The organism is Ruegeria sp. PrR005, from assembly GCF_010500245.1.
In the GTDB taxonomy this organism is placed as follows: Bacteria; Pseudomonadota; Alphaproteobacteria; order Rhodobacterales; family Rhodobacteraceae; genus Ruegeria_B; species Ruegeria_B marisflavi.
Window position 1 is genome coordinate 1 of the sequence record NZ_JAAGOX010000043.1, and the last position, 24,245, is coordinate 24,245.

General features: G+C 64.3%; 23 protein-coding genes. 16 read left to right on the forward strand and 7 right to left on the reverse strand.

Annotated features, from left to right (window positions below):
- Positions 1–121 precede the first annotated feature (121 nt).
- The 3 genes from G0P99_RS17315 to pedF form a co-directional block, all read right to left on the reverse strand.
- Positions 122–637 carry a CoxG family protein gene (locus tag G0P99_RS17315; protein ID WP_164131738.1) on the reverse strand — a complete coding sequence of 172 codons (516 nt, stop codon included), beginning with the start codon at positions 635–637 and terminating at the stop codon, positions 122–124.
- Between the two features lie 85 nt (positions 638–722).
- Positions 723–1,622, reverse strand: a complete 900-nt coding sequence (locus G0P99_RS17320; protein ID WP_164131739.1) for an ABC transporter substrate-binding protein — start codon at positions 1,620–1,622, stop codon at positions 723–725.
- A 13-nt stretch (positions 1,623–1,635) separates the two neighbouring features.
- Positions 1,636–2,310 carry a cytochrome c-550 PedF gene (gene pedF, locus G0P99_RS17325; protein ID WP_164131740.1) on the reverse strand — a complete coding sequence of 225 codons (675 nt, stop codon included), beginning with the start codon at positions 2,308–2,310 and terminating at the stop codon, positions 1,636–1,638.
- A gap of 159 nt (positions 2,311–2,469) precedes the next feature.
- Here pedF and G0P99_RS17330 point away from each other — a divergent pair, with 159 nt between their 5' ends.
- The 15 genes from G0P99_RS17330 (at position 2,470) to pqqE (ending at position 16,629) form a co-directional block, all read left to right on the forward strand.
- Positions 2,470–3,642, forward strand: coding sequence for an ABC transporter substrate-binding protein (locus G0P99_RS17330; RefSeq protein WP_164131741.1), 1,173 nt, complete (start codon positions 2,470–2,472; stop codon positions 3,640–3,642).
- Positions 3,643–3,645: 3 nt separating this feature from the next.
- Positions 3,646–4,602, forward strand: coding sequence for a YVTN family beta-propeller repeat protein (locus tag G0P99_RS17335; RefSeq protein WP_164131742.1), 957 nt, complete (start codon positions 3,646–3,648; stop codon positions 4,600–4,602).
- Between the two features lie 14 nt (positions 4,603–4,616).
- Positions 4,617–5,063, forward strand: a complete 447-nt coding sequence (locus tag G0P99_RS17340) for a hypothetical protein (protein WP_164131743.1) — start codon at positions 4,617–4,619, stop codon at positions 5,061–5,063.
- The gene (locus tag G0P99_RS17345) at positions 5,060–5,779 is read left to right on the forward strand and encodes an ABC transporter ATP-binding protein (RefSeq protein ID WP_164131744.1); all 720 of its coding nucleotides are present in this window, start codon (positions 5,060–5,062) and stop codon (positions 5,777–5,779) included. The genes G0P99_RS17340 and G0P99_RS17345 overlap by 4 nt, the downstream gene beginning before the upstream one ends.
- A complete protein-coding gene (locus tag G0P99_RS17350) occupies positions 5,776–6,567 on the forward strand; it encodes an ABC transporter permease (protein WP_164131745.1) in 792 nt (263 codons plus the stop codon). The genes G0P99_RS17345 and G0P99_RS17350 overlap by 4 nt, the downstream gene beginning before the upstream one ends.
- Positions 6,568–6,680: 113 nt before the next feature.
- Positions 6,681–7,088 carry a cytochrome c family protein gene (locus G0P99_RS17355; RefSeq protein WP_164131746.1) on the forward strand — a complete coding sequence of 136 codons (408 nt, stop codon included), beginning with the start codon at positions 6,681–6,683 and terminating at the stop codon, positions 7,086–7,088.
- Between the two features lie 290 nt (positions 7,089–7,378).
- A complete protein-coding gene (locus G0P99_RS17360) occupies positions 7,379–9,154 on the forward strand; it encodes a PQQ-dependent methanol/ethanol family dehydrogenase (protein ID WP_164131747.1) in 1,776 nt (591 codons plus the stop codon).
- A gap of 150 nt (positions 9,155–9,304) precedes the next feature.
- Positions 9,305–9,994, forward strand: a complete 690-nt coding sequence (locus tag G0P99_RS17365; RefSeq protein WP_164131748.1) for a response regulator transcription factor — start codon at positions 9,305–9,307, stop codon at positions 9,992–9,994.
- Between the two features lie 45 nt (positions 9,995–10,039).
- A complete protein-coding gene (locus G0P99_RS17370; RefSeq protein WP_164131749.1) occupies positions 10,040–11,209 on the forward strand; it encodes an FIST N-terminal domain-containing protein in 1,170 nt (389 codons plus the stop codon).
- A 6-nt stretch (positions 11,210–11,215) separates the two neighbouring features.
- On the forward strand, positions 11,216–13,429 hold the full coding sequence (locus tag G0P99_RS17375) for a PAS-domain containing protein (protein ID WP_164131750.1): 2,214 nt from the start codon (positions 11,216–11,218) through the stop codon (positions 13,427–13,429).
- A gap of 86 nt (positions 13,430–13,515) precedes the next feature.
- Entirely contained in the window at positions 13,516–13,623 is a 108-nt protein-coding gene (gene pqqA, locus G0P99_RS17380; protein ID WP_164131751.1) for a pyrroloquinoline quinone precursor peptide PqqA, read from the forward strand.
- A 27-nt stretch (positions 13,624–13,650) separates the two neighbouring features.
- Positions 13,651–14,538, forward strand: coding sequence for a pyrroloquinoline quinone biosynthesis protein PqqB (gene pqqB, locus G0P99_RS17385; RefSeq protein WP_164131752.1), 888 nt, complete (start codon positions 13,651–13,653; stop codon positions 14,536–14,538).
- Positions 14,535–15,260 (forward strand): pyrroloquinoline-quinone synthase PqqC, encoded by a 726-nt coding sequence (gene pqqC / locus G0P99_RS17390; RefSeq protein WP_164131753.1) that lies wholly within the window; start codon positions 14,535–14,537, stop codon positions 15,258–15,260. The genes pqqB and pqqC overlap by 4 nt, the downstream gene beginning before the upstream one ends.
- The gene (pqqD, locus tag G0P99_RS17395) at positions 15,257–15,544 is read left to right on the forward strand and encodes a pyrroloquinoline quinone biosynthesis peptide chaperone PqqD (protein WP_164131754.1); all 288 of its coding nucleotides are present in this window, start codon (positions 15,257–15,259) and stop codon (positions 15,542–15,544) included. Before pqqC ends, pqqD begins: the two co-directional genes overlap by 4 nt.
- Positions 15,541–16,629 carry a pyrroloquinoline quinone biosynthesis protein PqqE gene (gene pqqE, locus G0P99_RS17400; RefSeq protein WP_164131755.1) on the forward strand — a complete coding sequence of 363 codons (1,089 nt, stop codon included), beginning with the start codon at positions 15,541–15,543 and terminating at the stop codon, positions 16,627–16,629. Before pqqD ends, pqqE begins: the two co-directional genes overlap by 4 nt.
- 6 nt (positions 16,630–16,635) lie before the next feature.
- On the opposite strand, the gene G0P99_RS17405 is transcribed toward pqqE, so the two are convergent.
- Together G0P99_RS17405 and G0P99_RS17410 are read right to left on the reverse strand one after the other, a co-directional pair.
- Complete coding sequence (locus G0P99_RS17405) at positions 16,636–17,925, reverse strand: NAD(P)H-dependent oxidoreductase (RefSeq protein ID WP_164131756.1); 1,290 nt, start codon at positions 17,923–17,925, stop codon at positions 16,636–16,638.
- Positions 17,922–18,842, reverse strand: coding sequence for an alpha/beta fold hydrolase (locus G0P99_RS17410; RefSeq protein WP_164131757.1), 921 nt, complete (start codon positions 18,840–18,842; stop codon positions 17,922–17,924). The genes G0P99_RS17405 and G0P99_RS17410 overlap by 4 nt, the downstream gene beginning before the upstream one ends.
- A gap of 240 nt (positions 18,843–19,082) precedes the next feature.
- On the opposite strand from G0P99_RS17410, the gene G0P99_RS17415 reads away from it, so the two are divergent.
- Positions 19,083–20,591, forward strand: coding sequence for a fumarate hydratase (locus G0P99_RS17415; RefSeq protein ID WP_164131758.1), 1,509 nt, complete (start codon positions 19,083–19,085; stop codon positions 20,589–20,591).
- A 40-nt stretch (positions 20,592–20,631) separates the two neighbouring features.
- On the opposite strand, the gene G0P99_RS17420 is transcribed toward G0P99_RS17415, so the two are convergent.
- The gene (locus G0P99_RS17420; protein ID WP_370462843.1) at positions 20,632–21,816 is read right to left on the reverse strand and encodes an efflux RND transporter periplasmic adaptor subunit; all 1,185 of its coding nucleotides are present in this window, start codon (positions 21,814–21,816) and stop codon (positions 20,632–20,634) included.
- Positions 21,817–21,881: 65 nt separating this feature from the next.
- Positions 21,882–24,239 (reverse strand): ABC transporter permease, encoded by a 2,358-nt coding sequence (locus G0P99_RS17425; protein WP_164131760.1) that lies wholly within the window; start codon positions 24,237–24,239, stop codon positions 21,882–21,884.
- Positions 24,240–24,245: the final 6 nt, after the last annotated feature.

The window sequence follows — 24,245 nt, forward strand, 5'->3', positions numbered from 1 at the left end:
TGATCCCGCAAAAATCCACTCAACAACTCACGACCCTCAACCGTACCTACAACAGCACGACCGTTCACAGTCATCGAAATTGAAGCCATTCCTTCCTCCCTTCGAGATGCCTTTGCCCGGCTCAACCGCCAATCACGCGTTTGAGCCAGCCTTTCTTCTTTTCACCATCCGGCGCATCAGCATCGGGCGCGCCCGGCCCCTCAACCACCTCCTGAAAGCGGGTGAAGAACTGATCCGCCATCTTGCGGGCGAACCCGTCGATGATGCGGCTGCCCAGTTGCGCCAGCTTGCCGCCGACCTTGGCCTCGACGACATAGTGCAGGGTCGTGGAGCCGTCCGCGTTCTCTTCGAGCCGCACATTTGCGACACCCTTGGCAAATCCGGCGGCGCCGCCCTTGCCCTCGCCCGAGAGCGTCAGACTTTCGGGTTCCACCATATCCGACAGGACAACCGTGCCCTTGAAGGTCGCCTTTACCGGGCCGACCTTTTGCACCACGGTGGCCTCGAACCCGTCCGCGGCATTGCCGGACATCTCCTGGCAGCCCGGCACGCAGTCCTTCAGCACTTCGGGGGACAGCAGTGCGGCCCAAACCGTAGCCCGATCGGCCGCGATCACCTTCGAGTCGCTCAGTTCCATGTCGTTCCGTCTCCGTCTGTTATGGCCTACGCTATGCGGCGCGGCCTGATTGTTCCATTCGACCTTGGGTGTAGATGCGCCTGATCTAGCGCAGCTGGGGGGCCGAGAATGTCAGCCCGTGGGCCTGAAAGATCCGGGCGATCCGCCCGTCCTGAAGACCGGACAGGATCGCGTCGTCCACCGCATAGGCCAGCGGGCGATAGGCGAAATGCACGGCCACTCCGACGGTCCAGTTGCCGATGCCAAATCCCGGCAGCGGCGGCGTGTGCACCCCGACCCCTTCGGTGGCGCCAAATTCAAGCTGGGCCAGCGGCCCCATGGCGGCCTTGGTCTCGCCCGCTGCCAGCCCCGCCATTGCCGCCGCCATGTCGGGATAGCGGTGGATGTTGCCGCCCAGCTGCCCGCCCGGAAAGGAGGTCAGGTAGAAATCCGAGATCGAGTCGTTCTCGACCGCTACCGTGTCGAAGCGGAAATAGGCCGGAACCGGCTTTTCCTCGGGATAGGCATCGGTCCGATAGGCGATTGCCACTTTCTCGACATGGTACTGGCCGGTGAACACGACCTGTTCCACCCGGCAGGCATAGGTGCTGTCATAGGGGACATGCAGCATGACATTCGCCACCCGGCCACCGACGACCGGCCCTTTCCAGACCCAGTTGCGCAGGTCGGCATCGAGGTTCTCTCCGGCGGCGACCAGGTTGAAGCGGGCCTCGACCCCAAGGCTCTCGGCGATCAGGCGGCCGATCTCGATATCGACGCCCCGGGGCTTGCCGTTTTGCTCCCAGCTCCAGGGCGGGAAATCCTCGTAGACAGCGAACTCGATCCAGCCGCGTTCCTGAATCTGGTCGAGGTCGGCGCCGACGATATCCCGGGAGGTGTTTTGCGGCCGGGCCTGCGGTACCACATCCGAACAGCGCGTTTCGGCCAAGGCCGGGCCGGAGAGCCCGATCAGCAGCAAGCCCAGAAAGACGCGCCGTCCGATCATCCGCGACCGCCCGTCAGTGCGCGGCCGACAGGCCGATGGTCAGCGCCTCGGCCGCGCCGGTGAAATCCGGGCTGGCGCCCGAGATCAGTTCCGCCGCGCGCGAGGCCGCGCTGTCGGCGACTGGCGCACCCGACGCGGTCTCGACCTTGCCGGCGATCTGCCACAGCTCTTCGGAGAGGGTCGCCGTATCGCCGCCACCGGCCGCAAGCACATCGCGGATTTCCTTGAGCCGCGGGGTGTATTCGTCAAGCGCCCCATCATCGGGCCGGGTCTCGATATAGGTACGGATGGCCCAGGCCGCCTTTTGCCCCAAAAGCTCTCCAAACGCGGGCATCTTGGTAGTGCCATTCTGGGTATAGCCGTCACGGAACCGTTCCACGAACCATTCATCGCCATATTCGGCGGCCTCCAGGTAACGCAGATCCGGTGCCAAACCGCCGGACACGACGCCCAGACCATGACAGCGGGCGCAGTTCTGGTTGTAGCCCGAGTCCCCGATCTTGATCGCGGTCCGCCAGACCTCTTCGCCGGCGGCCTCGGCCCGATAGGGGTTCTCGATCAACCACTCCTCGCCCACATCCGGCAGGGCGTCGGTGTTGACGGGCTGTGGTGCGACATCGCCATGCGCCCAGGCCATGCCCGCCCCCAGGACCATCGCGATCGTGCTGACCTTGATTGCGTCAAGCATCTTGGTTCCTCCAGTATCCTCACTCGGGGCTGGTGATAGCGCCTGAATTCCAATGCCGGTATTCGACCTTGGTTTGATCCACCGGGGAATTGGGACTTTGGTCGAATAGGCGCGGGGCGCGCCGGGGGAATAGCTTTCCTTTGGGAGAGGACTGGACCGATGAAACAGCTTGCGAGATGCGCCGCCGGTTTGGTGTTTGGCCTGATGTCCGGTGCGGCTCAGGCCGAGGTGACCTTGTCTGTCGGTTATCTGAAACAGGAGGTCGAGGCGCCTGCGGTCCTGTCGAACCTCGACCCGGCACCGGAGACGCAAGGCGTGGATGGCGCGCAACTGGGCCTGGCCGACAACCAGAGCAGCGGCCGGTTTCTGGGGCATGCCTATGCGTTGGAGGTTGCCGAGATCACCCCGGGCGGCGACCTGCTGGCGGCAGCGCGGGACATGCTGGCCGCGTCCCCGTTCCTGCTGCTTGATGCCCCCGCCGAGGATCTCCTGCGGGTGGTCGACCTTCCCGAGGCGGCGGGCGCGATGATCTTCAACGTCTCGGCGCCGGACACGCGCTTGCGGGATGCCGATTGTCGGGCGAACCTGTTCCATACCCTCCCATCCGACGCGATGCGGGCGGATGCGCTGATGCAGGTGCTGCTTCGCAAGCGTTTTGCCAGGCTTGCGCTGGTCGCGGGCGAACATGCGGTGGACCGCGCCTTTGCCGATGCCCTGCGGCGCTCGGCACAGAAGTTCGGGCTGAAGCTGGTGGGGGAACGCGAGTGGCGCTTTGATGCCGACATGCGGCGCAACGCCAGCCAGGAGGTGCCGCTGTTCACTCAGGACCTGCCCGAGCATGACGTGCTGCTGGTGGCCGATGAGACCGGGGATTTCGGCCGCTATATCGCCTATAACACCTGGCTGCCGCGTCCCGTCGCCGGGTCCGAGGGGCTGGTGCCGGTGGCCTGGTCGCGGGTGGTCGAACAATGGGGCGCGGCGCAATTGCAATCGCGGTTCCAAAAACTCACCCGGCGCGACATGCGGGACCGCGACTATGCCGCCTGGGCCGCCATGCGGGTGCTGGGCGAGGCGGTCACCCGCACCAACAGCGCCGATCCCGCAACCTTGCGCGCCTATATCCTGTCCGATGCCTTTGAACTGGCCGGGTTCAAGGGCCGCCCGATGAGCTTTCGCACCTGGAATGGCCAGTTGCGCCAGCCCATTCCGCTGGTCACCGACCGCGCGGTGGTGATGCAGGCCCCGGTCGAGGGCTTCCTGCACCAGCGCAACGAACTCGACACATTGGGCCTCGATGCGCCCGAATCCCGCTGCACCGCCTTTCAGGAGTGAACCATGAGGCTTGCCCCCCTCTTCTTGTCGCTGTCCCTTGCCGCCCCCCTGGCCGCCGAAGAGATCTGGGTGACCAATGAAAAGGATGACACCATCAGCGTGATCGATGTCGCCACCCTGGAGGTGACGCGCACCATCTCGACCGGAGAGCGGCCGCGCGGGATCACTTTTTCCCGCGATTTCAGCCGGGTCTATATCTGTGCGTCCGACAGTGACACGGTGCAGGTGATGGACCCCGAAACCGGGCAGATCCTGTTTGACCTGCCCTCGGGCGAGGACCCGGAACAATTCGTGCTGCACCCCGACGACCGCCATCTGTGGATCGCCAACGAGGATGACGCGGTGACAACGGTGGTCGATACCCAGAGCCGCACGGTGGTGGCCCAGATCGACGTCGGCATCGAGCCCGAGGGCATGGCGGTCAGCCCGGACGGGCGGATCGTGATCACCACATCCGAGACCACCAATATGGCGCATTGGATCGACACCGAGACCCATGAGCTGTTCGCCAACACGCTGGTCGATGCACGCCCGCGCCATGCCGAGTTCCTGCATGACGGGGCCGAATTGTGGGTCAGCTCGGAAATCGGTGGCACCGTGACCGTGTTCGACGTCGCCACCCAGACCGAGAAGGCCAAGATTGGCTTTGACATCCGTGGTGTGCACCCGGACCGGGTGCAGCCGGTAGGTTTCGAGGTGACGGCGGACGAAAAGACCGCCTTTGTCGCGCTGGGGCCGTCGAACCATGTCGCGGTGGTGGATACCGCCACCTATGAGGTCAAAGAGTACATCCTGGTGGGCCGCCGCGTCTGGCATATGGCGTTCAACAGCGACAAATCGCTCCTCTTCACCACCAATGGCGTGTCGGGGGATGTGACCGTGATCGACGTCGCCCGGCGCGCACCTGTCAAGACCATCAAGGTCGGGCGGTTCCCCTGGGGCGCCGCTTTGCGCCCGTAACGAAAGGACAGCCGATGATCAGACGCCTACTTTGCGCTCTTGCCCTTACCTGTGCCGTGGTTGCCCCGGCCCTCGCGGATGGTGACGACCGTGGCTATGGCCTGGCCGGTATCCTGTCGGCCTCGAACAAGGAGGACCTGCCGCCGATCATCCTCTCGGCTGGGGAGCCGCTGTCCGAGGTGCCGTGGGAGTTGCGTTCGGGCAAATACTACGAGTTCGAGATTCAGGGCGACGGCAGCCAGGAGCTCGGCCTGGTCGGGCCCGATTTCTTTCGCGCCATCTGGATCGACGAGATCGTGGTCGAGGGGCTGGAAATTCGCCCGCTGGGGCTCGATTCGATCGAGTTTGACGAGGCGGGCGTGATGGAGATTGGGTTTGTCGCGATCAAGCCGGGGCAGTATTACCTGAAAGTGCCGGGCAGCACCGGCGACACCCAAAGGCTGGAGATCACCATCAAGTGACAGGATTGACGGTCCGCAACCTGAGCTACAGCTACGGGTCCCGGCGGGCGCTGGACGACGTGAGCTTTGACGTCGGGCCGGGCCGGTTCGCGGCACTCCTGGGGCCGAACGGAGCCGGTAAATCGACCTTGTTTTCCCTGCTGACGCGGCTTTTCACAGCGCGGGAGGGCGGAATCGAGATTGCCGGCCACGATCTGGCGCGCAATCCGCGCGCGGCGCTGGCCCGGATCGGTGTCGTGTTTCAGCAGCCCACGCTGGATCTCGACCTGACGGTGCGGCGCAATCTCAGCTATTTCGCGGCGCTGCACGGGCTGTCCGGGCGCGAAGCGGGCAGCCGCATCGACGCGGCGCTGGAACGGTTGGGCATGGCCGAGCGCGCGCAGGAGCGCGCGCGCGACCTGAATGGCGGCCACCGGCGGCGGACCGAGATCGCGCGCTGCCTGATCCACGCGCCCTCGGTTCTGCTGTTGGACGAGCCGACCGTGGGACTGGATGCGGCCAGCCGCAAGGCGATCACCGATCATGTACACGACCTGTCGCGCGATAGCGGTCTGACCGTGCTTTGGGCCACGCATCTGACCGACGAGATCGAGGACAGCGACCACCTGCTGATCCTGCATCACGGACGGCTGTTGCAGGAGGGTCTGGCCGGTGAGCTGCGCGGCTCGCAGGGGTTGCGGGATCATTTCCTGAAACAGACCGCAGGCCCGCCATGAGGCATGCTTTTATCACCCTCAACGCCATCGTCCTGCGCGAGGCGCAGCGGTTCGTCCGGCAACGGGGCCGGTTCGTGGCGGCGCTGGTGCGGCCGCTGATCTGGCTTCTGGTTTTTGCGGCGGGGTTCCGGGCGGCCTTGGGCCTGTCGATCGCGCCGCCCTATCAGACCTACATCACCTACGAGGTTTACATCGTGCCGGGGTTGTGCGGCATGATCCTGCTGTTCAATGGCATGCAATCCAGCCTGAGCCTGGTCTATGACCGCGAGATGGGCTCGATGCGGCTGTTGCTGACGGCACCGCTGCCGCGTTGGTGGCTGCTGTTCTGCCGGTTGGTGGCGTCGACGGCAATCTCGATCCTGCAAGCCTATACGTTTCTGGCCGTCGCGGCGGCATTTGGCATCCGCATGCCGGTAGTGGGCTATCTGGCGGTGCTGCCCGCGCTGGCGGTGGCGGGCATCATGCTGGGCGCGCTGGGGCTGGCGCTGTCCTCGCTGATTAAGCAGCTGGAGAATTTCGCCGGGGTGATGAACTTTGTGATTTTTCCGATGTTCTTTCTGTCCACCGCGCTTTACCCGCTGTGGAAGATGGCCGAAAGCTCGACAATGTTGCGGGACATCTGCGCCGTCAACCCGTTTACCCACGCGGTCGAGTTCATTCGCTTTGCGCTCTATGGCCAGTTCAACGGCCCGGCGCTTGGCTGGACCGTTGTGGCCGGGGCGATCTTCTTTCTCCTGGCGGTCTGGGGCTATGACCCGGCGCGCGGCTTGCTGCGGCGCAAGAGCTGAGCGCCGGGCTACGACCAAAGAACAAAGGAAAGTTTCAGCCCCTGTTGCTATGGATCGGGACGGAAACGCGCGACACGGACCGCCTTGGCGGAGACTTCATTCAGGAGAGTCAGATGAAATCCGTTCCTTTCGCGCTTGCCGCCCTGCTGCTGGCGACCCCCGGCTTTGCCGATACCAAATTCGAACAGATCAAGATTGGCGCCGGTGCCGCCCTGTTCGATACCGAGTGCCGCCGCTGCCACGCCTCGGACGCCACCCATGACAGCTATGGCCCGCCGCTGGAAAACGTAATCGGGCGCGGTGCTGGCACCTATCCCGACTACGACTATTCCATTGCGCTCGAAGCTTCGGGCATCGTCTGGACTCCGGCCGCCCTGCGCGCCTGGATGGAAGACAACACCGGCTTTATGCCCGGCACCAAGATGCGCCACGTCGGGATCGAAGACCGCACCGTGCAGGATTTTATCCTGGCCTATCTGGGCAGTATCTCGCAACGCGATCCAAAGAAGATCTCGGACTGATATGCACGAAACGGCCGGCGCCAAAAGGCGCCGCCGCAATTTATTTATCTTATTTATATCTAATCACTACAGGTCATACTTTACTCGCCACTTAAACTTTCGAGAGCACATCCGACGACCGAAGCACGCGCATCGGCCGTGCCTTTTCGCCCGCCGAGTAACCGCCCCAAGTTGACCCTACGACCTTTGTTCAATTTCGCGCGAGCCCGTTCGTTCCAATAATGCCGGACAGCCAAACGCCCGGTCTCTCGGGGTGATCCGGCTAGGAGAGGATGCAAGGGAGGATAATGATGAATCGTTTTGTCATGGCCGCAGCCGCAGGGCTGATCGTGGCCGCTGGCTGGCAGTCCGGCGCACTGGCCGGTGTCACCGAAGAGGACCTGGCCAACGACCAGGCCAACACCGCCAGCGTGCTGACCAACGGGATGGGGCGCAACCTGCAACGCTACAGCCCGCTCGACACGCTCAACAAGAGCAACGTCAAGAACCTGATGCCCGCCTGGGCCTTCAGCCTGGGTGGAGAGAAACAGCGCGGGCAGGAAACCCAGCCGCTGATCCATGACGGGGTGATGTACATCACCGGCTCGTACAGCCGCATGTATGCCATCGACGTCAACACCGGCGACGAGCTCTGGCAATACGATGCCCGCCTGCCCGAGGGCATCCTGCCCTGTTGCGACGTGATCAACCGGGGCGGCGCCATCTATGGCGACAAGATCTATTTCGGCACGCTCGACGCCCGCATCGTGGCGCTGGATCTGAAAACCGGCGATGTCGTCTGGAACAAGAAGATCGCCGATTACAAGGCGGGCTATTCCTATACCGCCGCGCCGCTGATCGTGAAGGGGCTGGTGATCACCGGCAACTCGGGCGGTGAGTTCGGCATCGTGGGCGAAGTGCAGGCGCGCGACGCCGAGACCGGCGAGATGGTCTGGACCCGTCCAGTGATCGAAGGCCATATGGGCACCTTCAAGGGCCAGGAAAGCACCATGACCGGCACGCTGAACGCCAGTTGGCCGGGCGATATGTGGAAAACCGGCGGCGGCGCCACCTGGCTGGGCGGTTCTTATGACGCCGAGACCGACACGCTGGTCTTTGGCGCGGGCAACCCGGCGCCCTGGAACAGCTGGCTGCGCGATGCGGGTCAGGACAATTCCGGCAAGGGTGATAACCTCTATGCCGCCAGCCGCATCGGCATCAACCCCGACAACGGCGAGATCAAGTGGCATTTCCAGACCACCCCGCGCGAGGGTTGGGACTATGACGGTGTGAACGAGGTCGTGGCCTATACCGACCGCGACGGCAACAAGCGCTGGGCCACCGCCGACCGCAACGGGTTCTTCTACGTGCTGAACCGCGAGGATGGCAAGTTCGTGCGCGGCGCACCGTTCGTCAAGGATATCACCTGGGCCTCGGGCCTGGATGAGAACGGCCGCCCGATCTTCAACGAAGACAACCGCCCGGGCAACCCGGCAGCGGCGGCCGATGGTGCCAAGGGCGAAGTGATCTTTGCCTCTCCCTCGTTCCTGGGCGGCAAGAACTGGATGCCGATGGCCTTCAGCCAGAAGACCGGCAATTTCTATGTGCCCTCGAACGAATGGGGGATGGACATCTGGAACGAGCCGATCACCTACAAGAAGGGCGCTGCCTATCTGGGCGCGGGCTTTACCATCAAGCCCAACTACGAGGACCATATCGGCAGCCTCAAGGCGATAGACCCGGATACCGGCGAGGTGAAGTGGGAGTTCAAGAACGACGCCCCGCTCTGGGCCGGCGTGATGACCACTGCCGGCGGGCTGGTGTTCACCGGTACGCCCGAGGGCAAGTTCATCGCCTTTGACGACGAGACAGGCGAGATCCTGTGGTCGTTCCAGACCGGCTCGGGCATCGTGGGCCAGCCGGTGACCTGGGAGATGGGCGGCGAGCAATATGTCTCGGTCATCTCCGGCTGGGGTGGCGCGGTGCCGCTCTGGGGTGGCGAGGTCGCCAAGAAGGTGAACTATCTCAACCAGGGCGGCATGCTCTGGACATTCAAGCTGCCCAAGCAGCTTGCCGCGGCCAACTGAGCCACACGCGATAAAAGAACAGGACCGCGCGCCGACCGAGGCGCGCGTTTACTTTTGCCCGCCGACAATCCGAACATTCGACCTTTGGCCAATGGTCATTCCGCCTCGCCTTGGTACACTCGGGATATGAACAGACCTATGGCCAGTCCCATGCAGATCCCAGCTTATTCCACTGCGGCGCGTACTTTCTCCTCGGCATTGATCGTCGACGATCATCCGCTGTTCTGCGATGCGCTGTCGATGACGCTGCAAGCGGTATCGGGCATCCGCAAGGTGGATACGGAATCGCGGCTTGAAGACGCGCTGGAGTATCTGGCCAGCAGGGGCAAGCCGGATCTCATCATCCTCGACCTCAACCTGCCGGACGTGGACGGGCTGGAGGGCGTGGTGCGAATGCGCAACGCGGCCAAGGCGCCGGTGATCGTGGTTTCCTCATTGACCGACAGCCGGGTGATATCCGGTGTTGTCAGTGCGGGCGCCTCTGGTTTTGTTCCCAAACATTCCCAGCGCGATGTGTTCCGCATCGCCGTCGAAACGGTGGCACAAGGCGAGGTCTTTGTCCCCGATGGGTATCAGAAGGTTGCCAGAGAGGATGCAGAAGGCCCCGCCGTCGACGACGCGATCGAGCGGCTTTCGGCGCTGACCAACCAGCAGGCCCGGATCTTGCAGCTTGTGTGTGAGGGCAAGCTGAACAAGCAGATTGCCTATGACCTGTCGATTGCCGAGACAACGGTCAAGGCGCATGTCACCGCGATCATGCGCAAACTGGGCGTTCAAAGCCGCACGCAGGCGGTGCTTATCGCCAAGAAAACCAGTTTTTCGAGTTTCTTGTCAGAGTGATGGAAACACGCGTAACCTGCCTAGCAGGTTACCAGGGAGGAGCCATTGGACCTAACGCAAGGTCCTGAACCGGAGGCACGGGCCGGGCGGGCGGTTTTGCGCACCGCTTCGGTTCGGCATGACGTTCCCGAACCGCTTCGCGTGCTGGCGGACAGGATCGACGATGGCGATCTGGAGCTGGTCATTCTGTTTGTCAGCCCCGAGGCCGACGCGCGCCAGGTTCTCAAGGATGCGGCCGAAGCCCTGCCCGGGATACGGGTCGTCGGCTGCACCACTGCGGGCGAGATTTCGGCCGAGGGATATACCGAAGGCGAAATCGTCGCTATCGGATTTCCCAAAGAGAATTTTCGGATCGAAACCGGGATTGTCGCGAAACTGTCCGACTATGACGTCCAGTCGATGGTCGACCGGATGATCCAGACGCGCAACGATCTGGCGGCCTCGCGCCCGGATTGGCGGTACGAGTTCAACTTCCTTCTGGTCGATGGCCTGTCCACGCTGGAGGACAAGCTGGCCTCCGATCTTGCCATGGGTTTGGGCCCGGTCCAGATGTTCGGGGGGTCCGCAGGGGATGGCGAGACCTTTCAAAGGACCCTGGTATTCCACGAAGGTCAGGCGCACAGCGATGCGGCGGTGCTGATGCAGGTGCGCACCCGCTGCCCGATCCAGGTGTTCAAGACCGATCACCTGATCCCGTCCGAGCAGCGCATGGTCGTGACGGGCGCAGACCCGGTGCGCCGCACGGTGCATGAAATCAACGCCGAACCCGCCGCGCGTGAATACGCGCGCATTCTGGGCAAGGACCCCGAGCAGTTGACCACGTTTACCTTCGCGGCGCATCCGGTCGTAGTACGCATCGGCGGCCAGCATCACGTCCGGTCGATCCAGCGAGTGGCCGAGAACGGCGATCTGGTGTTCTTTTCGGCCATAGACGAAGGGCTGGTCCTGACGCTGGCCCATGCCCGCGACATGCCCGAGCACCTGGGCGAGGAAATGGCGCGATTGTCGAGGGATGGCGCGCCCGCTGTCATTCTGGGCTGCGACTGCCTGCTGCGCCGGCTGGAAGCCCAGGAAAATCAGGTGATCAACAAGCTTTCGGAAATCCTGCGCGCAAACAAGGTTGTCGGCTTTTCGACCTATGGCGAACAGTTCAATTCCATGCATGTCAACCAGACACTGACCGGAGTTGCGATCTATCCGCCCGAAGAGGTTTGAACCGGCATGACCGCGTCCCTGATCAATCCCAACGACACGCCGGAACGGCAGATCGAGAAATTGGCCAAGATCAACGCCGCCCTGATGCGCCGGGTCGAACAGGCGGTGGACGCGTCCGGGGCCGCCTATGCGCAGTTCGAACGCGCCGCCCTGCTGGAGGAGGAGGTCCGCAACCGGACCCGGGATCTGGAGCGGGCGCTGGACCTGCTCAACGACTCGAACGCCCGGCTGGCCGAGGCCAACCGCGCCACGGAAGAGGCCCGTTCGAACCTGGCCAACGCGATCGAGACGGTGCAGGAAGGGTTTGCGTTGTTCGATCCCGACGAGCGGCTGGTGATGTGCAACTCGCGCTTTGGCCTGCACATGCCCGATATCCGCGACGGGTTCCGCCCCGGCATCTCGTTCCGCCAGTATGTCGATCTTGTCAGTGGCTCTCGCTACCTGTCGCTGCCCGAGAACATGACCTCGGCACAATGGGCCGAGGGCCGGATGCGCCGCCACCAGGACGATCACGTCATCTTCAACGTGCGGATGGTGGGCAGCCGCTGGGTCCAGGTCAGCGAGCACCGGACCCCGGACGGCGGCACCGTGATCCTGCAAACCGACATCAGCGACATCATGCGGCTGGAGCGGCTGGAACGCGAACGGATGCTGGACGATCAGGCACGGTTGATCCGCGCCACGCTGGAGCATCTCGACCAGGGCGTCTGCATCTTCAACAACCAGGCGCGTCTGGCGGGCTGGAATCAGCGCGTGGGCGAGATGCTGTCGATCCCGGCGCGCAAGTTCTCGATGGGGATGGGGTTCTTTTCGCTGTTCGAGGGATTCGCACAGGTGTCGTCCTATTCCAGCGGCATCACGCAAGAAGATATCCGGGCGTGGGTGACATCGACCGAAACCCGCCCCGCGATCAGTTTTGAGATCTGGCAGGGGCAGAACAAGACCCTGTCAGTTCACGCACAGGAGATGCCGGACAAGGGGTTCGTGATTTCATTCAGCGATGTTTCGGCGGAACGGGCAGCCGTGCGGGCAATCCAGCAGGCGAATGAAATGCTCGAGGCGCGGGTAGCCGAGCGCACCCTTGAACTGGCCGATGCCCTGTCCGAGGCAGAGCGGGCGAATGCGTCGAAATCGCGGTTCGTCGCGGCGGCCAGCCATGACCTGTTACAACCGCTGTCGGCGGCCAAGCTCTATATCGCGTCGATCGAGCCGGGCCAGAACCCGGACCAGACCCATGTGATCGCCGAAAAGGCGCGCCGCTCGCTGGACAGCGTCGAGACGATACTCGAGGCGCTGCTGGACATCTCGACGCTGGATTCAGGCAAGGCCGAAGTCCATCGCGCGCCGGTCTCGCTGGGCCATATCCTGGCCCAACTGGCCGAGGAGCTGGGACCGACGGCGCGGGCCAAGGGGCTGGATCTGCGGGTGGTTCCGACCGACGCCGTTGTTCTGTCGGATTACACCTATCTGCGCCGCATCGCTCAGAACCTGATCGGCAACGCGATCCGCTACACCTCGCGCGGCAAGATCCTGGTCGGCGTGCGGCACAGGGCGCATTCGGTGCGGCTTGAGATCTGGGATACCGGCCCCGGCATTGCCCCGGAACAGCGCGACATCATTTTTCGAGAGTTTCAACGCCTGGAATCCGCCGCCTCGGCCGCCGAGGGCATGGGGCTGGGGCTGGCCATCGTCGAACGGGCCTGTGCCCTGCTGGGGCACCCGCTGGATCTTGTCTCGACCGTCGATCGCGGGTCGGGATTTCTGGTCGAGCTTGCGATCTCGCACGCGCCGGATTTCAGCGGTCTGGTTTCGAACCGCAACGGCAGCAGGAATGAAACCGGCCTTGGCGGGCTGATCGTGCTGCTGATCGAAAACGACAGCGATTTGCGCAATGCCATGACGGTTGCCATGGAAGCCTGGGATGTCTGTGTCCTGCCGGTCGCAAGCGGCGACGAGGCGACGGACCTTATCGGCACCGAAGGTATCCTGCCGGATGCGATCATCGCGGACTGGCAACTGGACAGCGGTGCGTTGGGGACCGATGTCCTGGCCCGGATCGAGACGCAAATCGGTGCTGTGCCGTCCTGCGTTATCACGGCGTCGCGAACCCCCACGATCATCGAGACCTGCGCCAGGCAGGGTTGGCAGCTGTTTCACAAACCGGTGGCGGCCGAAGCCCTGCGGTCCTTTCTGTCCTCGGTGTCCCAGTCCATCCGCTAGCCTCTGCCCTAAGACCAAAGGAGAATATGCCCGAGGGGGATGCTGGGCTAGTCTGAGGTGAGACAACCAGCCAGTGGAGGTGAAAAATGGCCTGGACAGCGCCCAAGATTCGCGAAGTGAACTGCGGCATGGAAATCAACATGTACGCCCCGGCAGAGGACGAAGGCGGCCGCGGCGCCGACCCCCTGTTCTAAACATTCCGACTGCGGAGGCCCGGGCAGATGCACATCATCGTACTGGGTGCCGCGGCCGGAGGTGGCCTGCCGCAATGGAATTGCGGTTGTGCCAATTGCAACGATGCGCGCGCCGGACGGCTCAGGCCGTCCGGCCAATCGTCTTTGGCGGTATCCGCCGATGGCGAACACTGGTCGATCCTGAACGCCTCGCCCGACATCCGGCAGCAGATGCTGGACACCCCTGCCCTGCATCCATGGGGTCTCAGGGGGTCTCCGGTGGCTTCGGTACTTGTCACTAACGGCGACATCGACCATATCGCGGGCCTTCTGTCTTTGCGCGAACAGACGCCGTTTAGCCTGTTCGCCACCGGCGAGATTCACGCGATCCTGGACGGGAACCGCATCTTCGACGCGGTCTCGCATGACAATGTTCCCCGCCATTCCGTATCCCTCGACATGCCGTTTGCCCTTCACAAGGGGCTTGAGGCGACACTGTTCGCGGTCCCGGGCAAGGTTCCGCTGTTCCTGGAGGGTGAAAGCGTCGACACTGGCCTAATCGGCGAACAGACGGTCGGGCTGCGCCTGTCCGACGGGCGATCTGTCGCCTATTACATCCCCGGCTGCGCCTATGTGCCCGACGACCTGCTGACCCGGCTGTCGGATGCCGATCACCTTCTGTTCGATGGCACGCTCTGGGACGATGACGAGATGATCCGCAGCGGTACCGGGGTCAAGACCGGACGCCGGATGGGCCATATCTCGATCTCCGGCCCCGAAGGGTCGATCACCCGGCTCGCGACTATCCCCGCGCGCAAGACCTTTGTGCATATCAACAACACCAACCCGGTCTGGCGCCCCGGCAGCGACGAACGGGCCCATGTGGAACGTCACGGCTGGCAAGTCGCGCAGGATGGAATGGAGATTCTGACATGAGCCGCGAAAGCCTTGAAGCCCGCCTGCGCGCCATCGGCGCCGAACGGTATCACGACAGGCATCCGTTTCATCACCGGTTGCATGGCGGTCAATGCACACCGGATCAGGTGCGCGCCTGGGTGATCAACCGCTGGGCCTATCAGGCGGCAATCCCGATGAAGGACGCGGCCTTCATGTCGCGTTGCACCGACCCCGATATCCGCCGCGAATGGCGCTCGCGGATCGAGGATCACGATGGCGGTGTCACCGAGGGCGGCGGCCTCAGGCGCTGGTTGAAACTGGCCGAGGCTGTGGGGCTCGACCCTGATTACGTGGCCTCTGGCGCGGGCATCCTGCCCGCCACCCGTTTCGCGGTCGAAGCCTATGTTCACTATGTCCGCGAACAGCCCTTGCTTCAGGCGGTCGCCTCCTCGCTGACCGAGCTTTTTGCTCCGAAGATCCACGAGAACCGGATCGAGGGTCTGTTGAAACACTATGACTTCGCCAATGACAGCAGCCTCAGCTACTTTCGCAAACGCCTGACCGAAGCACCGAAAGACGTGGCCTATGGGCTAAAATGGGTGCTGGACCATGCCGACACGCCCGAGAAGGAGGACATGGCCTGCGCGGCGCTGATCTTCAAGACCGATGTGCTCTGGGCGCAGCTCGACGCACTCTGGGGCGCTTATGTCGACGGTCATGTGCCACCTGGGGCCTGGCGCCCCGGCGAGGGCATGGCATGACACTGGCGCTTGCTCCAGGTGACCGACCGTACCTGCCGCGCGGCGTCCGGATGCGGCCCGATCACGTGCGCGGCGGTCAGGTGCTGCTGGCCCCGGAAAAGGCGGTGGCGCTCGACCCCATCGGCGAGGCGATCCTGAGCCGGGTAAACGGCCAGGCAAGTTTTGCCGAGATCGTCGATGACCTGGCCGCGACATACAGCGCGCCCCGCGCGCAGATCGAGGGCGACGTGCAGACCTTTCTGCAAGGGCTGCGCGCCCGCGTGTTCCTGATGGTGCGGCCATGACAGCACCGCCCCCCATCGCGATGCTGGCCGAGTTGACGCACCGCTGCCCGCTCTCCTGCCCCTATTGCTCGAACCCGGTCGAGATGGTTAGCCGCCAGGCGGAACTGGCCACCGAGGTCTGGGCCGACGCGTTCCGCCAGGCGGCGGAACTGGGCGTGCTGCAACTGCACCTGTCAGGTGGCGAGCCGGCCTCGCGCCCCGATCTGCCCGAGCTGACCCGCGCGGCGCATGAGGCGGGGCTTTACACCAACCTGATCACCAGCGGGATCGGGCTGACACCCAACCGGCTCGACGCGCTGGAGGCGGCGGGGCTGGATCATATCCAGCTGTCGCTGCAAGGGACGCGGGCCGATCTGGCCGACCGGATCGGCGGCTACAAGGGCGGATTTGCGCGCAAGATGGCCGTTGCGCAGGAGATCAAGGCGCGGGGCATCCCCTTGACGCTCAACGCGGTGATGCACCGGCACAATCTGGACGATCTCGACCGCACCATCGAGATGGCGGTCGAACTGGGGGCGCGGCGGCTTGAAGTGGCCTGTGTCCAGTTTCACGGCTGGGCTACCCGGAACCGTGCCGCCTTGCTGCCCACTCGCAAACAAACAGAGGCGACCAAGCGCAAGGTGACCGAGGCCGAGGCGCGCTTGCGCGGCACGCTGGCGTTTGATTTCGTGCCGCCGGATTACTATTCGGACTTCCCCAAGTCCTGCATGGGAGGCTGGGGATCGGCGGGGCTGAACATCGCGCCGGACGGCAAGGTCCTGCCCTGCCACGCCGCCGAGACCATTCCGCACCTCCGGTTCGACCGCATCACCGAGCGGAGCCTGCGCGACATCTGGTATGACAGCGCGGCGTTCAACGCCTATCGCGGCACGGACTTCCTGCCCGAGACCTGCCGCAGTTGCGAACGCGTGACCGTCGATTTCGGCGGATGCCGGTGCCAGGCGCTGGCCATCGCCGGGGATGCGGCGGCCACCGATCCGGTCTGCCGCAAATCGCCGGATCACCACCGGGTCACCACGATGCTGGAGGACGCCATGCGCGACGCCGAAGGAGCGGGGTTTACCTATCGCGTCGCCCCGCGCTGACGTCTGCTAGCCGCTCTTGCAGCTCCGGTAGAGGTCGAGCACGGGATCGTCGGCAAGGTCAACATCCGCCAGCCTCAGGACCTCACCCGCCGCAACATCGCGGCGCAACCGCAGCCCATGGGCCAGCCCGATCGGCAAGGCATCCGCCGCCCGTGCGATCGGCTGCGCCTTGCCCCAGACGGTATAGCCGCCTTCGCCATCCAGCATCTCGCCCGCTTTCAGCCCCCGCTTGGCGACGCTGGCAACCGTTCCCCGCATTTCGCGCGCCATGCCGGTAGGTTCGCCCCGCAGCGCCGCCGAGAGGACCGAGACCGACAGTTCCAGCCCGATCAGGTGAAAGGGCTTGTACATCGCCGCAAAACGCCCCGTGCTGTCCGTGGGCAACCCGTACTGTCGGAAACAGGCGGCTGCATAGTCGTTTGGCGCCTCAAGCACCACATAGACGCCCCAGCGCAGATCGCGATAGACCGGCCGCCCGTCCCGTTCGAGCGAGGAGATCGTCTCGACCATGCCGACGCGATCCAGTTGCCCGCCCAACTCGCGTGGGCGCAGCACATGCGCCAGGTCGTCGACCCCGCAGGGTGGAAAGGACAGTCCCTGATCCGGCACATCCAACCCGCAGGCATTGGCGATGGCGACCATCTCGATGGCGCTTTTGGTGCCATCCAGGAAAGAGTTGAACATCTTGGGATTCATGCCCGCCCGCGCCGCCTCCTCGGCGGTCAGGCCATAGTGGTCCCAGACCTCATCCGGAGTAACATTATGGTAGGCAGGCAGGTATTTTGTACCCTTGCCCGCCGCCGCAACCCGAAACCCCGCAGCATGCGCCCAATCGACCATTTCCGCAACCAGCGCCGGTTGGTCACCATAAGCCATGGAATAGATCGTACCGGCCTGTCGCGCGGCGCGCGCCAGTGCGGGACCCGCCAGAACATCCGCCTCGACATTGCCCATCACGACATGCTTGCCCCCGGCAATGGCGGCCTGTGCATGAGCGATGCCCGCGCGCGGATCACCGGTGGCCTCGATGATCACCTCGACATCGTCCCGTACCGCAAGGGCGCGACCATCCTCGACAAAAGCGGTATCGGCGATGCGCTCCTCGCTCCAGCCCACGGCGCGGCAGGCCGCGCGAGCGCGGTCCGGGTCGAGATCTGCGATGGCGCTCACCCGGAGGCCCGCGATTGTCGGCACCTGGCTGAGAAACATTGAGCCGAACTTGCCTGCGCCGATCAGGGCGGCGGTCACGGGTTTTCCGGTTTCGGCGCGCTCTATGGCCAGTCGTGCAAGGTTCATCCGTGTTGCTCCTTGTTGCCGGTCCCGGTCAGCCCCATTGCACGGGCGTCCAGCACAGCCTGCGCCCATTCAACTGGCCTTTCCTGCGGCAGGTTGTGGCCCGCGTCGCGAAAAACGCGGTAGTCGAACGGGCCGGTGAACCGGCTGCGATGCCCGGCGGTTCCCGCACTCACCCCATCACTGTCCCCGTCGATTGCCACGGTCGGCACACCAATCGGCGGCTGGGCCACCAGTTGCGTTTCGATATGGGCATAGGCGGGATCTCCGGGCACCAGCCCGAACCGGTGGCGGTAGGAATGGATCACCACCTCGACAAAATCGGGATTGTCGAAGGCGGGCGCGCTGCGGTCGAAGACCGCGTCGCTGAACGCCCATTTCGGCGACCACATCCGCCAGAGCGTGCGCGCGATGGCGCGCCGGTCCTGCTGCAACCCCCGGCGGCCCCGCTCGGAATGGAAATAGTACTGGTACCAATAGGTTGCCTCGATCTCGGGCGCTTCCGGCTCGCCCGACCGGGGGATGTTCTGGATGTTGTAGGAGTTGCCGGTGACCAGAGCCACCACCCGCTCCGGCCAGAGGGCGGACAGGATGCAGGATGCCCGGCCGCCCCAGTCATACCCGCCCAGAACCGCGCGCCCGATCCGCAGCGCCTCCATCAGCGCCAACAGATCGGCGGCCAGCGCCGCCTGTTCGCCCGAACGGGGCGTGTCCGGCGACAGGAACCGCGTCGGACCATAGCCGCGCAGGTAGGGCAGGATCACCCGTGCTCCGGCATCCGCCAGCAGCGTGGCGGTCTCGGCATAGGTTTCCACGTCATAGGGAAAGCCATGGCTCAGGATACAGGGCCAGCCGTCTGCCGGGCCGGTCTCCAGATAGGTAATCTCCAGAACCCCTGCCCTGACCGATTTGCTTTGCAACTCTCCAACCTCCAGATGTCGTCCTGTCCAGGCAGACTGCGAAACATCCGTGCCTCTGGCAAGCCCGGCCTAGGGCGCGAAGCCGCACCGCGTGAAACGGTATGGCAGTGCATACCGGAATCGCGCTAAACCCCGCGGGAACCCCCTGTTCCGCACCATTCCGCATCCGCGCGACAGGAGAAACAGGCAATCCGGGCAGCGCCGAGGCTGGCACACCCCGGCAGACCCAGGAGGATCGTCATGGGCGTTATCCGCGAAAGCGACCTGATCGAAAGCATCGCCGAGGCGCTGCAATACATCTCGTACTATCATCCGACCGATTTCATCAGCGCCATGACCAGTGCCTGGGAGCGTGAGGAAAACCCCGGTGCCAAGGCCGCGATGGCACAGATCCTCGTGAATTCGCGCATGTGCGCCATGGGCCGTCGCCCGATCTGTCAGGACACCGGCGCGGCCAATATCCATGTCAAGATCGGCGTGCAGGCCAAGACCGATTTCACCCGCTCGCTGCAAGAGATCTGCGACGAGGGCACCCGGCAGGGGTACCAGCGCGACACCAATCCGCTGCGCGCCTCGGTGGTGGTCGATCCTTTCGGCAGCCGCAAGAATTCGGGCGACAACACGCCCTGCATGCTGACTGTCGAGATGGTGGCGGGCGACCAGATCGACGTTGAGGTCGCAGCCAAGGGCGGCGGGTCCGAGAATAAGTCGAAATTCACCACTCTGAACCCTTCGGGCAATGTGGCCGATTGGGTGGTACAGACGGTCGAGACGCTGGGCGCAGGATGGTGCCCGCCGGGCGTGCTGGGTATCGGTGTGGGCGGCAATGCGGACAAGGCGATGGCGCTGGCCAAACAGGCACTGAACGAGCCGCTGGATATGGCCGATCTGCTGCGCCGTGGCCCCTCGGACAAAACCGAGGAGTTGCGGCTGGAAATCTATGACCGCGTGAACGCGCTGGGGATCGGCGCACAGGGCTTGGGCGGCGTGACCACGGTGCTCGACGTCAAGATCAAGAGCTTTCCGACCCACGCGGCCTCGCTGCCTGTGGGCCTGATCCCCAATTGCGCAGCCACCCGGCATGTACATTTCACGCTCGACGGGTCGGGCCCCGCCGAATTCACTCCGCCGCCGATGGATCTCTATCCTGAGATCCTCTTGGAGAAGGCAGGCGCGCAGGCGACCAAACTGAACCTCGACGATCTGACGGACGAGGTTCTGGCCACGCTGGAACCCGGCCAGACGCTGCTGCTGTCAGGCACGCTTTATACCGGGCGCGACGCGGCGCATAAGCGGATGATCGAGATGCTGGACCGGGGCGAGCCGCTGCCGGTCGATCTGAAGGGCAAGGCGATCTATTATGTGGGTCCGGTGGATGCCGTGGGCGACGAGGCCATTGGCCCGGCAGGCCCCACCACCTCGACCCGGATGGACAAGTTCACCGACCGTATCCTGGCGGACACCGGTCTGAAGGTGATGATCGGCAAGGCGGAACGCGGTCCGGTGGCGCTGGAGGCGATTGCCAGGCACAAGGCGGCCTATCTGATCGCCGTTGGCGGCGCGGCCTATCTGGTGTCCAAGGCGATCAAGGCGGCCACGCCGGTCGCCTTCCAGGATCTCGGGATGGAAGCCATCTATGAGCTGAAGGTCGAGGACATGCCGGTGACCGTTGCCGTCGACACCGAAGGAAACTCGATCCATATCACCGGCCCCGCCAAATGGCGGCGTAGCCCTGTCGCCGCAGGCTAAGAAACACGAATGCCGCCCGGTCAGGATCCGGGCGGCTTTTTCAGTCGAACTGGCGTTGCGCCACCCGGTCGTTGTCCTTGAGTTCCGCTGAAGGGAACAGGATCAAGCGATCGCCTTCGCCAATGCCCGACAGGATCTCGGCCTCGCGCCCGTTGTTCTGCCCCACCTCCACCTTGGTCAGAACTGCCCGGCCATCGCGCACGGCAAAGACGGCCCATTCCCCGCCATGCCGGAACAGCGCAGCCGAAGGCGCCACCAGCGCATCTTCGCTGTTCCAGACAACGATGCGCACTTCGACCCGGTAGCCATGCCCCAGCGAAAGCCGCTCGGTCGCCGGAGTTCCGATGTCGACCGTCACCTCCACGCGCTGTTCCTCGACACCGAGGGCCGAGAATTTCGTGTACCCATAGGGATCGATCCGGCGGACGGTGCCATTCAGATCGGTGTCACCGCCCCAGCTGGTGATGATCACCGGATCGCCCACCGTGACCCGTACCGCGTCCGAGGACAGCAGTTCGGCCATCACTTCCAGATCGCCCTGAATGTCGCCGATTTCGAGGATCGGCTCGCCCGCAGGCAGGGTGGTTTCGCTCTTCTTGAAGACCTTCAGGATGGTGCCGTCGATCGGCGCCCGCAGCGGAATGCCAATATCCGCCGGAACGCTGTCGGCCAGCGCGGTGGCCAGCCCAGAATCGTCAAAGCCGATCAGCTGCGCGCGGGCGTTGGCCAGTTCCGCCTCGCGCATGGCAATGGCGGCCTGCACCGTGTCCAGGTTGGCGCGGGCGACACGGGCGGCCTGTTCGGCGCGTTCCATCGTCACCGCGCTGGAAACCCCCCGTTCGACCAGTGTTTTTGCCCGTTCCAGATCGCTTTCTGCAAAATCGAACTTTGCCTGCGCCGCGTTCAGGTCGGCATGTGCCAGCCGCAGCGCGGCCTCGGCTGCGGTCACGGCCGCATAGGCTTGCTCGCGCGTGCGCACATCCAGAACCGATGGTTTCGCCGGGCGCATCTGGGCGACGATGGTTTCACCGGCCACGACCCGTTCGCCGGGCAGCACGGTCACCCGTTGCAACTCTCCGGCGACGGGCGAGGAGACCACATAGGGTTCCTTGACCCTGGTCCGTCCTTCCTCGTCGATGGTGACCATCATCGGCCCGCGCCCCACCTCGGCCATGTCGACCAGAACCGACCGGGGCCAGAACGCCAGAGCCAGGAAACCGCCCACCAAAACAATGGCACCTGCGGTAAGGACGGAACGGGATCTTCTGCTGTTTTGCCGGGGCACGTTCATCACTCTCTGTTCTTCAACGCCAGAACCAGATCGGTCCGGTCAATATCTCGTTTCACCACCCAGCCCGATATCAAGGCTGCCGCGACAACAACCGCCGCCGCCTGACCAAAGCTTGCAAGGCCGAAACTGGCCGGTATCTGGTATAGATCGGTACTGAAACCTGCGGAAATCGCAAAACTGAGGCCATAGCCGCCCAGCGCCCCGATCGGAATGGCCAGTAGGGTCACAACGGCCAGTTCCCCGAGCAGGACAAAGGCGACCTCGGCCCGGGTGAAGCCCAGAACCCTCAGCCCTGCCAGATCCCGTTCGCGTTCAGCCTGCGCCACACGGGCGGCGTTGTAGATGACACCAAAGGTGATCACGCCCGCGATCACTGCCATCACATAGCGCGTCGCGCCCGCGCCCTGGTCCATCATCTTGCGCATGGCCGACCGGCTTTCGTCCTTGATCGAGACACCGGCGACCTGTGGCATGTCCTTGAGGCGGCGATAGATCTCTCCGGCGCTGTTTGCGTCGACGCGCAGATAAGCTGCCGATATCCGCCCCGGTTCGGACAACACCTGATTGAGGGCCTCGAACTGCATGAAAGCCGGCGACCCGATCAGGGATTCGGCGACGGCGGCCACCTGCACCTCGACCTTTGGGCGGCGGCCTTCGCGCACATCGAGCGTCACGCGCTGTCCGGGGACAACCCCGAGTTTGCGGGCAAGTCCGGTCGACAGGATCAGCCCGTGGTCCGGGATGGCAATCGAATTGGTCTCGGCATCGACGGCGCGGTAGAGGCGCGGCGCAGAGACCAGCCCGCTGACCGCGCCGCGATGGCTGTAGCGTCCATTGCGGAACACTGTATCGACCACGCGGACCGGTTCCACCTCGATCACACCGGGCAGCGCCTCCAGGTCGAAGCGCACCTGACCGGCGACCGGATGGGTGAACGACACCATCAGATCGCTGCGGTCTATGTCGCTGAACGACACTGCGACCATGTCGTCGAAACTGGCCAGCAGCGATGCCATCGCAGCGGCCAGCGCGGTCGCGGCGCCCACCCCCGCGACCGCGCCTGCCATACGAAGCGGCTCGCGCGCCAGGCGGCGCAAGACCATGCGCGTGGGTTGGTCCAGCCAGCGCGCCAGCACCCCGTGGAACGGGCGTGCACGGTGGAAGTCGGCGGGTGCCGCCGCGCGCATCGCAACCGCCGGTGTCAGCGCGAACACCCGGCGCAGGACCAGCAGGCCACCGGCGGATGCGGCCGTCACGCTGGCGCCGAACCCAATGGCGAAACTGGACGGGTCCAGACGAAAGACGAGAAAGGGAAACTTGTAGTAGATCAGGTAGGCATCTATCAGAGCCCGCCCGGCCAGAATGCCTAGCACACTGCCCAGAGCCGCCCCGCCGAGGCTGATCACCAGAACCAGCTTGAGGTAATGCGCCCCGACTTCCCAATCGGTATAGCCGAACGCCTTCATCAACCCGATCTCGCGCCGCTCGGATTCGACCAGGCGCGAGATGACGATGTAGAGCAAGAACGCCGCCACCGCCATGAACACCGGCGGAACCACCGCCGAAACCTGACGCAACCCCTGGATTTCCTGGGTTATGAACGTGTTCGACGGAAGATCCGCCAGCGCATATGCGCCAGCGCCCCCATAGCTGTCGAGCAACCGATCCGCTTCGGCGATCACCCCGGCCACATCCACGCCGCGCTCCAGCGACATCAACGCCTCGTTGAAGGCGCCATCCATGTCGAACATCGAGGCAATCGCGCTCGGCGCCATCCAGAGGACGGCAAAACGCGCATCGTCCGGCACCATCTCGCCCGGGGCGGTGCTGTACAGAAACTCGGGCGACATCGCGAGACCGGCGATCGAGAATTCGTGCCGGGCCCCGTTCATCGTAGCGCTGATCCGGTCGCCCGGACCCAGCCCGTGCGCCTTTGCGAAACTGTCCAACAGCAGAACCTGATCCGTTCTGCCTCCAGCCGGTCTTTGGCCTTCGGTCAGCAGAACCGCGTTCAGCCGAGGCTCATGTCGCAAGGACAGGGCCAGCGCCCGCACCGGAACCTCCAACCCCGGAAGGTCGATCAGCGCCGCGCCCGCGACCCGCGTTTCGGCGGCGGCCACGCCCGGTATTTTCTGGAGATCCCGAAACAGGCGCTCGGGCGCGCGGGTCACCGGCGCATAGACCTCGGCCAGGCGGTACCTGTCATAATAGGCGCGCCGCGTCTCCTCGAGGCTGACCACCAGACCGCTTTGCATCACCTGAAGCAGCACGCCAACCGCGATCACCAGGGCGATTGCGATCGCCTGTCCGCGGATCCGCCGCAGATCCCGGCCCAGTTTGCGCGTCAGCGGTGACATATGCCC

What these genes read in the sequence shown, in the direction of transcription:
- G0P99_RS17315 (WP_164131738.1), bottom strand. Translation starts at nt 637, where the DNA reads ATGGAACTGAGCGACTCGAAGGTGATCGCGGCCGATCGGGCTACGGTT.
- G0P99_RS17320 (WP_164131739.1), bottom strand. Translation starts at nt 1,622, where the DNA reads ATGATCGGACGGCGCGTCTTTCTGGGCTTGCTGCTGATCGGGCTCTCC.
- pedF (WP_164131740.1), bottom strand. Translation starts at nt 2,310, where the DNA reads ATGCTTGACGCAATCAAGGTCAGCACGATCGCGATGGTCCTGGGGGCG.
- G0P99_RS17330 (WP_164131741.1), top strand. Translation starts at nt 2,470, where the DNA reads ATGAAACAGCTTGCGAGATGCGCCGCCGGTTTGGTGTTTGGCCTGATG.
- G0P99_RS17335 (WP_164131742.1), top strand. Translation starts at nt 3,646, where the DNA reads ATGAGGCTTGCCCCCCTCTTCTTGTCGCTGTCCCTTGCCGCCCCCCTG.
- G0P99_RS17340 (WP_164131743.1), top strand. Translation starts at nt 4,617, where the DNA reads ATGATCAGACGCCTACTTTGCGCTCTTGCCCTTACCTGTGCCGTGGTT.
- G0P99_RS17350 (WP_164131745.1), top strand. Translation starts at nt 5,776, where the DNA reads ATGAGGCATGCTTTTATCACCCTCAACGCCATCGTCCTGCGCGAGGCG.
- G0P99_RS17355 (WP_164131746.1), top strand. Translation starts at nt 6,681, where the DNA reads ATGAAATCCGTTCCTTTCGCGCTTGCCGCCCTGCTGCTGGCGACCCCC.
- G0P99_RS17360 (WP_164131747.1), top strand. Translation starts at nt 7,379, where the DNA reads ATGAATCGTTTTGTCATGGCCGCAGCCGCAGGGCTGATCGTGGCCGCT.
- G0P99_RS17365 (WP_164131748.1), top strand. Translation starts at nt 9,305, where the DNA reads ATGCAGATCCCAGCTTATTCCACTGCGGCGCGTACTTTCTCCTCGGCA.
- G0P99_RS17375 (WP_164131750.1), top strand. Translation starts at nt 11,216, where the DNA reads ATGACCGCGTCCCTGATCAATCCCAACGACACGCCGGAACGGCAGATC.
- pqqA (WP_164131751.1), top strand. Translation starts at nt 13,516, where the DNA reads ATGGCCTGGACAGCGCCCAAGATTCGCGAAGTGAACTGCGGCATGGAA.
- pqqB (WP_164131752.1), top strand. Translation starts at nt 13,651, where the DNA reads ATGCACATCATCGTACTGGGTGCCGCGGCCGGAGGTGGCCTGCCGCAA.
- pqqC (WP_164131753.1), top strand. Translation starts at nt 14,535, where the DNA reads ATGAGCCGCGAAAGCCTTGAAGCCCGCCTGCGCGCCATCGGCGCCGAA.
- pqqD (WP_164131754.1), top strand. Translation starts at nt 15,257, where the DNA reads ATGACACTGGCGCTTGCTCCAGGTGACCGACCGTACCTGCCGCGCGGC.
- pqqE (WP_164131755.1), top strand. Translation starts at nt 15,541, where the DNA reads ATGACAGCACCGCCCCCCATCGCGATGCTGGCCGAGTTGACGCACCGC.
- G0P99_RS17405 (WP_164131756.1), bottom strand. Translation starts at nt 17,925, where the DNA reads ATGAACCTTGCACGACTGGCCATAGAGCGCGCCGAAACCGGAAAACCC.
- G0P99_RS17415 (WP_164131758.1), top strand. Translation starts at nt 19,083, where the DNA reads ATGGGCGTTATCCGCGAAAGCGACCTGATCGAAAGCATCGCCGAGGCG.
- G0P99_RS17425 (WP_164131760.1), bottom strand. Translation starts at nt 24,239, where the DNA reads ATGTCACCGCTGACGCGCAAACTGGGCCGGGATCTGCGGCGGATCCGC.